Here is a 14,883-nt window from a genome sequence, read left to right as displayed (position 1 = left end):
TGGATTTAACGCGCCTTTTGTGCTACAATCCGCAATAATATGTTTTTGGAGCCACAAAGTGTTTGACTCTGAATCTGTCAAAGAATACCCAATCATTATATCGGAAGATGTCGTTTTCTTTCCCATTATATCGGAAGATGTTAATTATACTTGTTTCTAAAGCATAAAACAAATAATTGACACTCGGTTTTAATTTATTTTATTTTTTGATAGGATTTTTAATTATTTCTTATTGCTTATCATACAATTTATACATATGCCAATAACTCAAAATAATCTAAATTAATTATCTTTCTCTGTATCGAATTCTTCCCTGAGATAAATCATGGGGACTAAATTCTACTAAAACTTTATCTCCAACGGAAACCATAATACGATTTGTTCGCATCTTTCCTGCAATATACGCATTTACTATTTGATCAGATCCATCTAATTGAATAGAAAATCTTGCATTGGGTAAACATTCTAAAACAATTCCTGTAAACTTTAATATACCTGTTTTCGTCATACTCTGAACACAAGGAGACCGTAAGAAAAGTATAGGAACATTAAGGAGTTTTGTCCATACCCCAAAGATTCTTAATTTTGGAGTTGCGTTGGTTTGATTTTTAAGTTTGAAGACGTTTTATTGTAGCGTGTGGTAATTGCTCGGTACCGCCTTAAGTTTAGAAAAAAATTCTCGATCAAGGACGGGATTTATAAAGAATATTTATCATAATTTGAAGGCTCAAAAACGGTTTTTTTAGGTGGAATCACGCTCCTCTTCTTTAAATTTTCTCTGCTCCCTTTCATCAGCATCGTATGCTTTATCCGCAAGCAGCGCATCAGCCTTCACAAGGTTATCCATCAACGCATCGCCCTTCCTTATAAATCATAATCCTGATCTTGTGTAAGGTGAAAGAGCACTGATTTTGCATCACACGGTGCATGATTTTTGATTCCGCCCCACAGAGAAAGGGCCAACAGCTTGATTATGCTGTTTTTTTAGAGCCTGAGCTGTGTTGATGGGCCCGCACCATCGTTGCATCGATCATCGCGCATTCATGGGCAGCGTCCTGAGACAGGATTTCAAAGATTTTTTTTATACGCTTTTTTTGCTTCAACGGATAAAGCGGGTGTTAGGCTTTAAAATCACAAAACTTCTCTGATAGATTACGCCAAGGACTAGTAACAGTATAAAAACCTGCCTTAACAAACAGGCGATTGTCCTTGTTTGGCAGATCCCCTAATTTTCCAGGTAAACTTTTCTTTATCTCATACCACTGATCATTCCTCAATGCATAACGTCTCATTTAACACACACTTTCTTTAAATTCTCAAAAAATATCGAAAAAAGTCAACTTAAGTGAGAACAGGCCCCTAAATGAAAATTAGTATACTCTGATTAAATTTTACTTTCCTAAACAATGCAAGAATGTAAAGATATCGAATTTCTACCTTATGAACTCAGCGTTGTATAATAATTTAGCTTAGAAACTGGACAAGGAAATTCTATTTTTAAGAAAAAATGACAAAAAAACAGCTTAAATCTAAAGGAGAAAGTAATAAAATATATTAAGCTTGGTAACATATCAAAACACGGCATCCAAGATATTCAAAGTTAGTAAAAGTAGCGCAAGTAGGTGGTGACTCAGGTACGAAGAAGCAGGCCACGTTTAGGCAGAAAGGGTAAAATAGACCCAAACAAAGCGAAGGGTTTATGTTGAGGTTAATGAAGACAAAAAATGAACAGAGATAGAAAAACTATTTATTTAATGCTAGGATTTGTTCTGTATATCGGTGATAAAAGAAACTAGGTGTGTAGTTCCACATTCGTATGGTATAACCTATAAGGAACTAAAGAAGGTTAATTTATGAGAAGTATATTGCATGGAAGTATGCTGCATGGAAATGCCAAAACGACGCTTCGAGTCCGAAAAAATACAAAACTCTGTGGAGAGCGCCGCTAAAAATAGCAAAGCGTCTGGGCCTTCACTATTAAAACTGTTTTGAATTTGTTCATATTGACAGTACCGAAGGTCCGCACAAATCAAGGAAAATGCTACCTTTTTTGTGGCCATTGAGCGGGCCAAAAAGTACGTTTGTCGAGCTCCATTCAAAGATGTCGGTTAACAAGTCAAGTGCATTTTTGAAAAATCTGATCGCCCATTGTTTTTTTTAAATAACGAAAATTCTCACAGACAATGGGGGCAATTTACCTATGAACTGCTTGCACGACACCTGAGGCCAAAAAACGAGAGTTTTGACGTTTAGATAGATTTATCTCAAAATACAACGATAGTGTCGTATTAAGGTCATCAGCAATGCATTGCAAGAAGTGTACTTCCTAAAACTGCATAAGGAACGGTATAGTACGCAAGGTTCAGAGCTATAAGTGTAAGGAATGAGGTTATACCTTTGTTGATGGTGACAAGAGAGTCAAAAGAGAAACGGCTGTCAAAAAAGCTTTATGCGTCATTTTATACTCTTTAGCTAAAGCATTTTTTAACATGATGGGTAAAATTCTTGGACATTCTTCTTCTATTATATACAAGGTGGGTGGTGGCAGAGATGGAAAAAATACAAGGATCTTCGGTTTCAGGTCACATTCAAGCAATGAAATTTGATGAAATGTAGCGTTTTTTCCAAAAAAAAGTCAAAAGCTCTGGATAATCAAAGCCGTTGATCGTAGCACACGGAGAATTGTTGCCTGGGTTACAGGGAATCGTGATGCTACAATATTCACACGATTTTACGAAAAAGTCAAACATCTGAAAAATTGCACATTTTATACTGATGACTGGGATGCTTTCTCTAAAGTCTCTACCAAAAAACCGCCATAGTATTGAAAAATCAGGCACTGTATGCATAAAAAGATAATAATAATACAACTAGGACGCATGACGAGACGTACTAAAATAGTTTACAAGAAGAAATTTTATACTGATGACTGGGATGCTTTCTCTAAAGTCTCTACCAAAAAACCGCCATAGTATTGGAAAATCAGGCACTGTATGCATAGATCAAGATCATAGTAATACAAGACATCACCTAAGACGCATGACGAGACGTACTAAAATAGTTTCCAAGAAGGAATTTATGGTGTACGGATCACTCAAGCTTTGGTGTGCGCTTGCGACGCCAAAAATCTTTAATCACTATAGAAAAAACACTACTATCTATCTTTAGGTGAAAACTTTTCGCAGTGTTTGATAAAAGAATTAAAACCCGGACAAGTTGTGATCATGAATAATGCTTCATTTCATAACTCTCAAAAAATCAAAGAATTCCTTAAATTTGCCCGTTGTAGTTTTTTACCCCCTTATTCACCTGATTTAAATCTAATCGAAAAATTTTGTTCACATATGAATCGATGGATTAGGCAGAAAGTTGAGTTCTTCCAGGATGTATCAGTCAATTACTGCTTTTTATTTTATCGCAATTCAACTGCTTTTGATATAGCTGAAGAGCATCAGATAGGAAACACTGCCTGTATTAGGCACTGTCCTCACTTAAGTTAACTTTTTTTGATATTTTTTGAAAATTTAATAAAAATTCAAAGGAAATGAGTGCTAAATAAGGTGTTATGCGTTGAGGGATGATCAGTGAGATCGGATAAAAGAGGATAATTTACCTGAAAGATCAGGGTGTGACAGCCAAGGACAATCGTCTGTTTGTTGAGGCTGAGTTATATCACTACAGTGCAGGAATTCTTTGGCGTGATCTGCCTAAAGATGTTTTGTAAATTCTAAAGCCATCCACATCTGCTTTACCTGTTGGAGCCAAAAGAGCGTATGAAAAAAGATCTTTGAAATCTTGTCGCAGGACGATGATCATGAGTACGCGATGATTGATGCAACGATTGTGTAGCATCATCAACGCAGCGCAGGCTTTAAAAAAAGAGTATAATCAAGGCATGGGACGCTTCTCTTGGGGCTGAGAGCACCAAAATTCATGCACCGTGTGATGTCCATGAAAATCCTGGTTGTTTTTCATTTTACACAAGGTCAGGACCATATTTGGAAGGGGAAAGATGCGTTGGTGAATCGCCTTATGAAGGCTGATGCGGTGCTTTCCAATAAAGCTGTACGATGCTTATGAAAGGGGCGGCGAAAACTTAAAGAAAAAGGCCGTGATTTCACCTAAAAAGAACTGTTTGAAGCCTTCAAATTATAGTAAATATTTTTTCCGTCACTCAATCTAGAATTTTTTGCTAAATTCAAGGCAGTACGGCAACATTTACACTATGAAGAAGCGTCTTCAAATTTTCTAGGCGATATTCATTTTGGCTTCAATTGTCGTTTGGCTTAATTGAGTACAGGCCCTACTCACTTGAATCGTGTTTTTGTTCAAAAGAGCGTTGAAAGTTTATTTTTTGAGTTTTGTTCTAAACCGATCTTTTCTTTACGATGCAAAGACGCTACAATAGATTTATGTATCCTTCAAGAGCGTTGTTTTAAGTGCAGTGCTTTTATTTTGTTTAACTTTAGGGAAGCTTTTTATGGACACTAATTTTATAGACTCACTTGAATATTCTGCTCTAACAGATGCTGCTTTACCTGATTCAGATTCTTGTGTAGGGCATGTTGTTCAAGTCATAGGATCTGTTGTGGATGTTAAGTTTTCTAATACTTTACCAAAAATTTTAGATGCTTTAGTAACAGAATCTTTTGAAGAAAAAGCTTCTCCGGTTGTGTTAGAGGTAGCGCAACACTTGGGGGAAGACATCGTGCGAACGATCTCTATGTCCTCTACAGATGGGATGGTCAGAGGATTAAAAGTTTATAGCACTGGAAAACCTATCCAAGTTCCTGTAGGAAAAAATACGTTGGGACGTATTATGAACGTAACGGGACAAGCAATTGATGATGGGCCTCCCATTGAAAGCGAAGAAAAGTGGTCTATTCATCGTCCTGCCCCGACTTTTTTAGATCAAAACCCAAAACGAGAGCTTCTTTTAACAGGAATAAAAGTAATAGATCTAATAGCACCTTACGCAAAAGGTGGAAAAATCGGACTTTTCGGAGGAGCAGGGCTTGGAAAAACCGTTCTCATCACCGAGCTGATTAATAATGTTGCAAAAAATCATAAAGGATATTCTGTATTCACAGGCGTGGGAGAAAGAAGTCGAGAAGGAAAAGATTTATATCAAGAAATGATTAGTTCTGGTGTCATTCAGTTAGAAGGAGAGTCTCAAGTTGCTCTTATCTTTGGCCAAATGAATGAGCCTCCTGGGGCGCGCGCACGCGTTGCTTTAACGGGGCTTACAGTAGCGGAATATTTTCGTGACGTTGAAGGTCAAAATGTTTTATTGTTCATTGACAATATTTTTCGATTCACTCAAGCTGGAGCAGAAGTTTCCGCTTTGTTAGGACGCATATCTTCTGCTGTAGGGTACCAGCCTACGTTAAGCACAGAAATGGGAGCTTTACAAGAACGTATCACAAGTACTATTCGGGGATCTATAACAAGTGTTCAAGCTATTTATGTTCCCGCCGATGATTTGACAGATCCGGCCCCTGCTACGTCTTTTACCCACTTAGATGGAACTATTGTGTTAGATCGACGCTTAGTTGCAAAAGGAATTTACCCTGCTGTTGACCCGCTGAACTCCAGTTCAAGAATTTTAGATCCTGAAGTCGTTGGAGCGCACCATTATAAAGTTGCAACCGGAGTGCAGGAAACGCTTCAGAAATATCGTTCTTTACAGGATATTATTGCTATTTTAGGGATGGATGAACTTTCGGATGAAGATCGGCTTATCGTCAGTCGAGGACGAAAAATAGAGCGTTTTCTTTCACAGCCATTTTTTTCTGCAGAAGTCTTCACTGGGATGCCGGGAGCTTTTGTATCCTTAGAAGAGACGATCTCAGGATTCGAGAGTATTTTAACAGGAGCCTGTGATCATATGCCTGAATCTGCGTTTTATATGGTGGGAAATCTCGAATCAGCAAAATCTAAATCGTACACGCTTTCAAAAGAAAAGGCATAGCATGCATAATCATTCAGATGAACGAAGTTTTCGTGTAACTTTAAAGCATATTAATCAAACCGTATATTCTGGCAATGTTTTTCGTATTTTAGTACCAACTTCTTGTGGGTGTCTTGAAATTTCTCCAGGACATTGCACATTATTTCAAGTAATTAGCTCTGGATGGATCGAAGTTTGGGCCGTAGAAGAACCTACCTCTCTTAAATTTTTATGCTCTTCGGGAGTGCTTGAAGTGTTACACGATCAAGTCACATTAAACGCGTTTCAATTGGTAGAATCTCATCAGCGTCAGCAAGTCGAATATCTTCTTAAAATTTTGAATTTACCGCATTATGAGCATTAAAATTGAGGCTTATAAGGCCTTTCAAGATCGTATAGGATATACGTTTGAAAATCCTCAATGGCTAAAAAAAGCCTTAACTCATTCCAGTGCAGGTGGCCAAGATTTCGAACGTTTGGAGTATCTGGGAGATCGTTTATTGAGCTGTGTCGTAACCTTGTGGATTTTTTCTACTTATTCACAGGACAGAGAAGGTGCCATGACGAAGCGTCTTGCTTATTTGGTCAGTGGTCCACGCATTTATCAAGTTGCTTTGGACCTTGGTATATCAGATGTTTTGCATATTGATAAACGACAAGACGCCTCTCAACCTCGGTTGATTATTGATGCTTGCGAGGCGTTAATTGCGGCCATTATGTTGGATTCAAACGACTTTTTAACTTTGGAGCGCTGTATTCACAGATGGTGGAAAGATCTTTTTTTAAAAAGTCAGACATTACCTTTAGAAGCAAAATCTGTGTTGCAAGAATGGACGCAAGGAAATGGGTTCGGTTTACCCGTCTATAAGGTTCTGTGTACTGCGGGACCTTACCACAAGCCTGTGTTTGAAGTACAAGTATGTGTGGCAGGAGAACACACGTTTCAAGCTTTGGGAGGATCCAAAAAAGAGGCTGAACAAAAAGCCGCTCAATATGCATTAAACGCTCTGGCAAAAGACATCGCACCGCAGGCTTATTATTCTGGAGAAATGCCTTGATACCGCTTTTTTGTCTTATAGTTTTTACTTTTTTTAATGCGTATTAAAAAAAATATCAAAAAAAATAGTTCTTTTGGAGAATTCTGATGAATCACCCTTCTTCTCAACGCTGTGGATTAATTGCCATTGTGGGCGCCCCTAATTCTGGAAAGTCTAGTTTGATCAATGTATTAGTAAAAAATAAAGTAGCCATTGTATCAGACAAACCTCACACTACGCGTCAAGCCGTATACGGGATTGTCTGTCATGAAGATTTACAAAGTATTTTTATTGATACTCCCGGAATGGTCTTAAGCCCTCAAGATCCTTTGCAAAATTACATGCGAAAAACTGCACGTCAAAGTTTAAAAGAAGCCAACATTTCTGTTGTGGTGATTGATGTTGATCGCGCACATCATAAAGCAAATCGGTTACTTTTAAACGCAAGCATTCAGCGCGAAATACCTACATTAGTCGTATTGACAAAAATTGATAATTGGAAAGACAAAAGTCGGTTATTGCCTCTTATTGAATCTTACAGAGACTTTGAATCTAATGTAGTTGGATTTTTTCCGGTATCAAGCCATACACTTCAAGGAATTGAGGAATTAGAACTTGCATTGCAAAACTTGTTAACTCCAGGAGCCTGGATGTTCCCTGCCGATATGAAAACACAACTTTCTTTTGAAGTAGGGCTTTCTGAGATCACAAGAGAAAAATTATTTTGGTCTCTACATCAAGAAATTCCGTACAGACTGAATGTTCTCACAGAAAAATGGTACTGGAGAAAAAACAAACGTACTAAGCAAAAAGAACTCTGGATATGGCAGAACATTACAGTAGAAAAAGAAGGGCAAAAAAAGCTAGTATTAGGACAAGAAGGAAGACGTATTCGACATGTTGGCTTATTAGCAAGACAGGAAATACAAAGTCAACATAGGTGCGATGTACATCTTTTTTTGCACGTCACCATCAATCCCACTTGGATAGAGCGTCATTATGGATAGGAAAAATTTATTAACAAGATTTTACTTAAAGGGATATCGTATTTTAGCTCACCTTTGTTTTTATAGTGAAAATTTTTTTATCACTCTTTTGGGAGGACTTGCACTCCCGTTTTTATACTTAGGTCCGGTATCTTGGTCGCACAGGGTGGCTCAGTGGTGGTGTAGATGTCTTTTAGCCAGTGCAACACGATATTTGGGAATTACTTGGAAAGTAAAAAATCTTCCTTCAAAAAATGATCATCCTAAACTTTTAATAGCCTGCGCCCATCAATCTGTTTGGGAAACGCTGATTTTGACGATTATATTTAAGACGCCATCTTTTGTACTAAAAAATACTTTAATGAGAGTTCCAATATTAGGATGGTTTTTTCGACGACTTCACATGATTCCGATCGAAAGAGGTAAAATGATTTCAAAAAATTTTCTGAAAAAAGCACAAAAATCACTCGATGAAGAGCGAAGTATTGTTATTTTTCCTGAAGGAAAACGTGTTCCTTTTGGAAAAACAGCGCGCTGTCATCAAGGAGTATTTTTTTTGTATAAAACCTTTAATTTGCCTGTTCTCGTTTTAAGTTTAAATTCTGGATTTTTTTGGCCTCCAAGACGTTTTTTTAAAAATTCAGGATGTATCGAAATGCAAGGACACCCTTTAATCGAAGTCGGATTAGATAAGGAAACATTCCATAAAAAATTGTGCACATGTATTCAACAAGGAAACGCTTGTTTAGCTCAAAACATTCAAATAAAATAATGTGTTACTGTTATTTTGTATGTATTTCGCGAATTTCTTGCACATTTCCCATGTAACGAGCCCCACGAAGATACAGGGAACAATTTCAAAACATAGGGATATCTTTTGGGGATAATAGCTTCTTACTGATATATTGCTTAAAAAAATAGAAAGTTCACTTCTTACCACAAACCCTGCACGTCTTAACGCTCCCTAAAATCATTACAAAAGTTAAATATATCTCGTACAAGAAAACCGAAAAAAAAGATTACTCACATCTCTGTGAATTCAAATTTTTTTATAAAACATGCAAAAAAAAATTTAGATGCGTAAAAAAAATATACTACGACATTTTCACAAACTGAGATGAAGATCGAACTCATATTTAGCGATAAAAAAGCGTTCCAAATTTTGAACAATCGCTAATCGTCAAAACACATCAACACTCATTTTGAAAATCGTAAACACGAACTAGCTGTTTAGAAAAAAAGAAACTTTTTTGAAGAATAAACGATATTTTGCTCATCAAGTCGAGCATAATAAAAGCTTTACACATAAGTAATGATCATATACATTCGACACAATTTTTATTTTCTGAATAAGCTGAAAAAATACGTTAAAATAATTTGACTTTTAAAGAATTTAATAAACAATAGGTTGAGGAAAAATATATTTTAGTTTAAGATAAAAAAAGTGTCAATCGATCGTTTGCCAGTTATGTTATTTGAAAAAGTTTTGATTGCAAATCGAGGCGAAATTGCAGTGCGTATCCAAAGAGCTTGTAAAGAAATGGGAATAAAAACCGTGGCTGTTCACTCTGTGATAGATCGAGATGCAATGCATGTGCGACTGGCGGATGAAAGCGTGTGCGTTGGTCCAGCTTCTTCAAAATTAAGTTACATGAATATGGGGGCACTTTTGTCTGCTTGCGAGCTAACAGGAGCTCAAGCGATTCATCCTGGATTTGGATTTTTGTCAGAAAATGCCACGTTTGCTCAGGCAGTACAAGATCATGGAATTGTATTTATAGGCCCTACCCCTGAACATATTCGGGTTATGGGAGATAAAGTAGAGGCAAAAAAAACAGCACTATCTTTAGGATTACAGACAGTTCCCGGATCAGAAGGAGAAATTTCAACCCTGGAAGAGGCGCATTCGATAAGTGACAAGATAGGTTATCCGGTATTAATTAAGGCATCTGCAGGTGGGGGAGGAAGAGGTATGCGTGTATGCCATAATCCTTGCGATCTAAAAGAACATATAGAGCACGCAAGTGCAGAAGCTCAATCGTGCTTTGGACATTCTGGTGTGTACATTGAAAAATTTCTCGCATGCCCCAGACATATTGAATTTCAAATTTTAGGAGACCACTTTCGTCGCGTTTTATGTTTAGGAGAGCGAGATTGTTCCGTTCAACGACGACATCAAAAAATTTGGGAAGAAGCATTATGTCCCGTATTGACTCCCAGTCAACGTAATCAGATGTATACAAAAATTATCCATGCCATGGAACGCTTTGGATATCAGGGGCTGGGAACTTTAGAATTTTTATACGAAGACGGAAATTTTTATTTTATCGAAATGAATACCAGAGTACAAGTAGAACATCCTGTTACTGAAATGATTTACGGTCTAGATTTGATTCGTTTACAACTTCAAGTCGCTCAAGGAATTCCGCTTTCTTACACTCAAGACGATCTTCGACCGTTTGGGCACGCTATCGAGTGCCGAATAAATGCAGAAGATCCAGAAAATTTTTGCCCAAGTCCTGGAAAAATTTCAGCTTATGCCGTCCCTGGAGGGCCTTTTGTTCGAGTAGACAGCGCTCTATTTTCTGGCTATACCGTACCTTCGAATTATGATAGTTTGATTTCAAAGTTGGTTGTTTGGGGGATAACTCGAGAAGAGTGTATTGCCAGAATGCGTCGAGCTTTACACGAGTACGTTATTTCTGGAATACGCACTTTAATTCCTTTACATTTAAGGCTGTGTGATGAGCCGGATATTCAGAATGCGACCTATCATATTAAGTGGTTAGAGTCTTATTTAAGTGGTCAAAATATTTCGTATTAATTCATCATTTGTTGATGCGCTTTGATATAAAAAAATTATTTTAATACGCATTGATTTTTAGGAGTGTTAACTGTCATTATGCACAATGTGTCGCTTTCTCCTGAGTCTGTTTTTTATTTAATTGACGCTTCTGGATTTTTATTTCGAAGTTTTTTTGCTTTACCTTCTTTAACTACATCACAAGATCGTCCCATTGGAGCTTTGTTGGGATTGTGTAACATGGTATTAAAACTTTGGGAAGAGCAAAATTTTACGCATTGGGCTTTAGTTTTAGATAGCAAAGAACCAACTTTTCGTCATGACCTAATGCCAAGTTATAAGTCTCACAGAAAACGCCCTCCAGAAGCATTATTGGAACAATTCTCTTTTCTCCCCGAATTATGCGAAAGTTTTTCTATACCTTATATCGTACAATCAGGATTTGAAGCAGATGATTTAATGGTGAGTTACGGAAAATGGGGAGCAAACTTTGCACAAAAAGTTTGTTTAGTTTCTTGTGATAAAGATTTGATGCAGGCTGTGACTTCGAAAATTGTTATGTATGATCCAGTTAAGAATATTTGGATTCATGAAGAAGAAGTAAAAAAACGATGGGGAGTAAGTCCTAAGCAAATTCCTGATATACAAGCTCTTTCTGGAGACTCGTGTGATCATATTCCCGGAATTCCTGGAATCGGATTAAAGACGGCAACTCTTTGGGTGCAAGAAGCTCATAGTTTAGAAGCTGTGCTTCAAGGAAAAATCAAGACGTTATCTTCACATAAACGAAAGCTTATTCAAGAATTTCAAGATCAAGCAAGATTATGTTATCGTATGGCGTGTCTTAGAGATGACGCGCCTATTCTTCATTCAGATTTTTCTTATTTTCGACGTCGCATTCCAAATTCTGACTCTCTAGAACGATTTATAGATCACATGGAGCTTCGACAATTAAAACGACGCCTTACGGGTTTAGGTTGGTTAAAAATAAAGGATCCGATTACAGTTTTTGTAAAATTATGGCAACCTCCTGATTTATGCTCACAATCTTTGACCTATATAAGCTGGCCTAAAGATAATACTGGAAAAATTTTAGGAGCACTGTTAGCAACGCACTCTGAAAATTTACTCACATTCGTTCCATTTTCAGATTTCAAAACAAAGGAATGGCAAACCTTTTGGCAGAGTGCATCAAACTTAAAGATATTTTGGGATACGTTGTTTATTTTACGAAAATTAAATCAAGAAATTCCTCCTTTATTAGAAGATTTAAAAATTTTAGAATATCTTATAAGGGGTTGTCACAGTTCGGATACAGCTTTAAAAACTATCGCACAAAGTGGACTAGAGGTGTTTGCTATAGATATAAAATGGGATACGCGCATTTTAGAAGAACAGCAAAGCATGTGTGAAATTCAAGAAGCATTTTTTGGAATACAAGCTTACAAAATGTTTAAAGAACGTATTAAAAATTTAGAAATACACACTTTGTACACAACGTTAGATCTTCCTTTAATTCAGTGTTTGCGAAAAATGGAACTGCATGGAATCAGCATAAACATTTCAGTCCTATCTGAATTATCTCAAAAACTTTTTAATAAAATGGATGAATTAGAAAAAAAAATCTATAAAATTTTTAATAAGCCTGTAAATTTAGCATCCCCCAAAAAATTAGCTGAGGTGCTATTTCAAGATTTAGGTTGGCCTGTGTCCAAAAAAGGAAAGTCAGGCCAATACTCTACTGATAGCAGCGTCCTAGAAGAGTATGCATTACAAGGATATTCTGTGGCACAAGACATTTTAGACTGGCGTCACTGTGCTAAATTAAAACAATCCTATACAGATACACTCCCTAATCAACTCAATCCAGACACAGGAAAAATTCACAGTAGCTTTTCTATGTCTACCACCTCTACCGGAAGATTGGCATCGTTTCATCCTAATCTTCAACATATTCCAGTTTCTAGTGAGTTTCCAATTCGTAGTGCCTTTTTATCCTCTCCTGGGTACGTATTCTTAAGCTTGGATTATTCTCAAATTGAGTTGCGTTTATTAGCACACATGGGAAATATTCCTTCATTAATCGAGGCATTTCAAAAAGAACAAGACATTCATCGTGCCACAGCACAAACATTATTCGATACACATGAGGTAACTTCTGAACATCGAAAATACGCAAAAACAGTAAATTTTGGAATTTTATACGGAATGAGTGCATTTGGATTGGCTCGGCAGCTAAATATCTCTTCTCAAGAAGCTCAGAACTATATTCAGCGCTATTTTGATCTATATCCTGGGGTTAAGGATTACATGAAACAGATCGAAGAACAGGTAAAGAAAGAAGGGAGCGTGTATACGCTTTGGGGAAGAAAGTGTACCGTTTTAGATATTCATAATGCTTCTTCAATTGCACGGCAAGGAGCGATCCGTCAAGCAATTAACGCTCCTTTACAAGGAACCTGTGCGGATTTTATGAAAAAAGCAATGTTAGCCTGTGAAAATTTATTAGGAAATAAAGGACACTTATTATTACAACTTCATGATGAGTTACTCTTAGAAGTCAAAGAAGAGTACGCAGAAAGCATATCACAGCAGATAAAATCTCTTATGGAGAAAATTGAGCAGTTAAAAGTTCCTTTAAAAGTACATTCTTCTTGTGGAAAGACATGGAAATAAGCGCTCTATAAGAGTATTATGTGTTTTTAAAACATATAATTTTTTCTCTAACAAGCATTAAATAAAATGTAATTTTTTTTTAATAAAAAATTATACAAACTATTCTATATTTTATCGATTTTTTTGATTAAACTAGAGTAGTTATTGTCTGACTTTTAAAATTTTGCAAAAATTTTTTTATAATAAATTCTTTAAATTTGGCGCATGGGGAGTTTTTTTGTGTGTGTTACTCAGTACAATTTTATTTTGTTTAAAAGATTGGCGACATTGTAAAAAAATTCAAAAAGTTCAAAATTTTAAAAGTGATCATATTGAGAAAGTTAAAATTTTTTCTTTAAATTCCAAGCACCATATGTACACAATTTTCGCAGAAAAACTCAAAGCGCAGTATGGAATTGGTCCATCAAAAATAACGCAGTATAACTTATTAAAACCAGAAGCTTCACTAAAAATTCCTCGACATCAATTAAAAATCAAGAGCCAATACGGATCTTTCTTTTTACCGAATCAATTAAATTTAGTTAAGGACGTGATATTATACGATACAGCCCCAGAGCTATTTTATAAACTTATCACGCAAAACATGTCAGTGCATCTTGAAGCTCAAAAAATTTTCGGAAAAACGTTTGTTTCAGGAGAATGTGGATATGGAGTGTTTTCAGGAAAATCCTTTTCAATTGATGGAAAAAAACAAATTTTAAAAATTAACGGCCCCTGTCGTATCCATTTTTTTGGGTACAATAAACCTATACCGAAATAAATATTTAAATTTCTGATATGAACCGTACGTATCTCTCTCCTTTTATGTGCTTTTTGGTTTAAAAAATAAGACTAAATTAAGATTGATGTGCGTTTCATATTAGAAAAAATTACTGAACTATATAATAATTTAGCATGCAAATGGGATTTGAAAGAATGCGGCAATAGCCTGGTAAATTTTATCAAACTGGTTAATTTGGTTCTTAATCCATCTTTTCATATTAGCCAAAAATTTCTCTATTGGATTAAAATCGGGTGAGTATGGCGGTAAAAAGACGAGTTGACAACCTACAAATTCGATCAACTCTTTCGTTCTTTGAGATTTATGAAATACAGCATTATCCATTATTGCAATTTGCTCAGGTTCTAATTCTTTAATCAATACCTGCGATAATCAAGCTTCAAATAATTTTGTATGACAAGAATCATTAAATATTCTAAGTGCTATCGACTTATGAATCACTGATGTTACGCAGCAATAGTTGATTTTTGCTTGAAATAATCATATTTTTCGTCCGTAAGTTTTTAAGGAAAAAAAATGAAACTGGATCTTCTTGATATTTTTAGAAACTTGGTGCAACTTGCCGTGGATAATAACGTCCTGTTCCAGAATATCCTTGCAGATAGTTGGTTTGGTTCAAAGGCAAACATGAACTTTATTCATCATGATTT

Annotated in this window: 13 protein-coding genes and 2 pseudogenes; 13 read left to right on the top strand and 2 right to left on the bottom strand. The window is 36.2% G+C overall.

The genetic code is table 11. From position 1 onward, the window contains the following. Nucleotides 1-286: 286 nt before the first annotated feature. Nucleotides 287-508, bottom strand: a complete 222-nt coding sequence (gene infA / locus P618_RS05785) for a translation initiation factor IF-1 (RefSeq protein ID WP_021827908.1) — start codon at nucleotides 506-508, stop codon at nucleotides 287-289. A gap of 2,417 nt (nucleotides 509-2,925) precedes the next feature. Here infA and P618_RS08100 point away from each other — a divergent pair. The 12 genes and pseudogenes from P618_RS08100 to P618_RS05730 all read left to right on the top strand — a co-directional run bounded on the left by P618_RS08100 (nucleotide 2,926) and on the right by P618_RS05730 (nucleotide 14,212). Next, on the top strand, nucleotides 2,926-3,168 hold the full coding sequence (locus P618_RS08100; RefSeq protein WP_156919038.1) for a hypothetical protein: 243 nt from the start codon (nucleotides 2,926-2,928) through the stop codon (nucleotides 3,166-3,168). Between the two features lie 20 nt (nucleotides 3,169-3,188). Next, on the top strand, nucleotides 3,189-3,500 hold the full coding sequence (locus tag P618_RS08885; RefSeq protein ID WP_075260928.1) for a transposase: 312 nt from the start codon (nucleotides 3,189-3,191) through the stop codon (nucleotides 3,498-3,500). 94 nt (nucleotides 3,501-3,594) lie between these two features. Continuing rightward, nucleotides 3,595-3,709: pseudogene (locus tag P618_RS07470) on the top strand (transposase); the annotation flags it as partial. A 224-nt stretch (nucleotides 3,710-3,933) separates the two neighbouring features. Continuing rightward, nucleotides 3,934-4,080, top strand: a complete 147-nt coding sequence (locus P618_RS08095) for a hypothetical protein (RefSeq protein WP_156919036.1) — start codon at nucleotides 3,934-3,936, stop codon at nucleotides 4,078-4,080. A 400-nt stretch (nucleotides 4,081-4,480) separates the two neighbouring features. Continuing rightward, the gene (atpD, locus tag P618_RS05765) at nucleotides 4,481-5,971 is read left to right on the top strand and encodes a F0F1 ATP synthase subunit beta (protein WP_024161275.1); all 1,491 of its coding nucleotides are present in this window, start codon (nucleotides 4,481-4,483) and stop codon (nucleotides 5,969-5,971) included. 1 nt (nucleotide 5,972) lies between these two features. Further along, a complete protein-coding gene (locus tag P618_RS05760) occupies nucleotides 5,973-6,314 on the top strand; it encodes a hypothetical protein (RefSeq protein ID WP_021827919.1) in 342 nt (113 codons plus the stop codon). After that, entirely contained in the window at nucleotides 6,304-7,008 is a 705-nt protein-coding gene (gene rnc, locus P618_RS05755; RefSeq protein WP_021827920.1) for a ribonuclease III, read from the top strand. Before P618_RS05760 ends, rnc begins: the two co-directional genes overlap by 11 nt. Before the next feature lie 86 nt (nucleotides 7,009-7,094). Beyond that, complete coding sequence (gene era, locus P618_RS05750; RefSeq protein WP_021827922.1) at nucleotides 7,095-7,994, top strand: GTPase Era; 900 nt, start codon at nucleotides 7,095-7,097, stop codon at nucleotides 7,992-7,994. Continuing rightward, on the top strand, nucleotides 7,987-8,745 hold the full coding sequence (locus P618_RS05745; RefSeq protein WP_021827923.1) for a lysophospholipid acyltransferase family protein: 759 nt from the start codon (nucleotides 7,987-7,989) through the stop codon (nucleotides 8,743-8,745). The genes era and P618_RS05745 overlap by 8 nt, the downstream gene beginning before the upstream one ends. Nucleotides 8,746-9,441: 696 nt before the next feature. Further along, the gene (gene accC / locus P618_RS05740) at nucleotides 9,442-10,797 is read left to right on the top strand and encodes an acetyl-CoA carboxylase biotin carboxylase subunit (protein WP_021827925.1); all 1,356 of its coding nucleotides are present in this window, start codon (nucleotides 9,442-9,444) and stop codon (nucleotides 10,795-10,797) included. 78 nt (nucleotides 10,798-10,875) lie between these two features. Then, the gene (polA, locus tag P618_RS05735) at nucleotides 10,876-13,452 is read left to right on the top strand and encodes a DNA polymerase I (protein WP_024161274.1); all 2,577 of its coding nucleotides are present in this window, start codon (nucleotides 10,876-10,878) and stop codon (nucleotides 13,450-13,452) included. Nucleotides 13,453-13,675: 223 nt separating this feature from the next. Beyond that, on the top strand, nucleotides 13,676-14,212 hold the full coding sequence (locus P618_RS05730) for a hypothetical protein (protein WP_024161273.1): 537 nt from the start codon (nucleotides 13,676-13,678) through the stop codon (nucleotides 14,210-14,212). Between the two features lie 129 nt (nucleotides 14,213-14,341). On the opposite strand, the gene P618_RS05725 is transcribed toward P618_RS05730, so the two are convergent. Further along, nucleotides 14,342-14,593, bottom strand: a complete 252-nt coding sequence (locus P618_RS05725) for a transposase (RefSeq protein WP_021827928.1) — start codon at nucleotides 14,591-14,593, stop codon at nucleotides 14,342-14,344. Between the two features lie 180 nt (nucleotides 14,594-14,773). On the opposite strand from P618_RS05725, the pseudogene P618_RS09555 reads away from it, so the two are divergent. Further along, nucleotides 14,774-14,883: pseudogene (locus P618_RS09555) on the top strand (IS701 family transposase); the annotation flags it as partial.

It is taken from the genome of Holospora obtusa F1, from assembly GCF_000469665.2.
Lineage (GTDB): Bacteria > Pseudomonadota > Alphaproteobacteria > Holosporales > Holosporaceae > Holospora > Holospora obtusa.
The sequence above is the reverse complement of the archived record's forward strand: the minus strand, read 5'-3'. Positions and strand labels throughout refer to the sequence as shown.

Excerpts from the sequence above, each read along its gene's own strand:
- P618_RS05760 (WP_021827919.1), top strand. The coding sequence starts at position 5,973 with ATGCATAATCATTCAGATGAACGAAGTTTTCGTGTAACTTTAAAGCAT.
- P618_RS08095 (WP_156919036.1), top strand. The coding sequence starts at position 3,934 with ATGCACCGTGTGATGTCCATGAAAATCCTGGTTGTTTTTCATTTTACA.
- atpD (WP_024161275.1), top strand. The coding sequence starts at position 4,481 with ATGGACACTAATTTTATAGACTCACTTGAATATTCTGCTCTAACAGAT.
- infA (WP_021827908.1), bottom strand. The coding sequence starts at position 508 with ATGACGAAAACAGGTATATTAAAGTTTACAGGAATTGTTTTAGAATGT.
- rnc (WP_021827920.1), top strand. The coding sequence starts at position 6,304 with ATGAGCATTAAAATTGAGGCTTATAAGGCCTTTCAAGATCGTATAGGA.
- accC (WP_021827925.1), top strand. The coding sequence starts at position 9,442 with ATGTTATTTGAAAAAGTTTTGATTGCAAATCGAGGCGAAATTGCAGTG.
- polA (WP_024161274.1), top strand. The coding sequence starts at position 10,876 with ATGCACAATGTGTCGCTTTCTCCTGAGTCTGTTTTTTATTTAATTGAC.
- P618_RS08100 (WP_156919038.1), top strand. The coding sequence starts at position 2,926 with ATGACTGGGATGCTTTCTCTAAAGTCTCTACCAAAAAACCGCCATAGT.
- P618_RS05745 (WP_021827923.1), top strand. The coding sequence starts at position 7,987 with ATGGATAGGAAAAATTTATTAACAAGATTTTACTTAAAGGGATATCGT.
- era (WP_021827922.1), top strand. The coding sequence starts at position 7,095 with ATGAATCACCCTTCTTCTCAACGCTGTGGATTAATTGCCATTGTGGGC.